The sequence below is a fragment of the Streptomyces callyspongiae genome (assembly GCF_047200695.1).
Classification (GTDB): Bacteria; Actinomycetota; Actinomycetes; order Streptomycetales; family Streptomycetaceae; genus Streptomyces.
The window spans coordinates 1-684 of record NZ_JBJZOM010000052.1; the positions used below are offsets into that span (position 1 = coordinate 1).

General features: G+C 71.8%; 1 protein-coding gene. It reads left to right on the forward strand.

Translation table 11 applies throughout. The features are described 5' to 3' along the window. The coding region (locus ACL06G_RS21475) for a phosphopantetheine-binding protein (RefSeq protein ID WP_412788166.1) at window positions 1-684 on the forward strand (684 nt) is incomplete at both ends.

Here is a 684-nt window from a genome sequence, read left to right on the forward strand (position 1 = left end):
GAGGGGGCTGATCCCGTTGCCGCCGATCTGCGGAACTATGCGACCGAGCAACTCCCCGCATACATGGTGCCGAGCAGCTGGGTCTTTCTCGACTCCCTGCCGCTGACCCCCAACGGAAAACTCGACCGCGCCGCCCTTCCCGTGCCGGACTTCCGCGGAACTGCCGCCGGTGGTCGCGCTGCCGGCACTCCGCTGGAGAAGCAGCTGTGCGGGCTTTTCGCGGACATTCTGGGTTGGGGAGAAGTGGGTGCGGACACGAGTTTCCTGGAACTCGGTGGACATTCGCTGCTCGCGGCCCGCCTCGTCAGCCGCGTCCGCTCGGAGCTCGGGGTCGAGGTGTCGGTCGGTGACGTCTTCCGCGCGCCCACCGCAGCGGAGTTGGCCCGGGTGGTGGCGGACGCACCGCGTGCACGGCCGGTGCTCACGGCGGGAACGCGCCCGCAGGACGGACGCCTGGCCCCGGCCCAGCAGCGCATCTGGTTCCTGGACCAGGCGGCCGGACCGTCCGCGCTGTACAACGTGGCGTTCACCGTCCGCCTCCGGGGCACGGTCGACCAGCAGGCGCTGCGGGACGCCCTCGGCGATGTCGTCGCGCGCCACGAGGCGCTGCGCACCGTCTTCCCCGCACCGGACGGCGAACCCCGCCAGCAGGTCCTGCAGCCCGGGACCGCTCCGGCCCTCCTT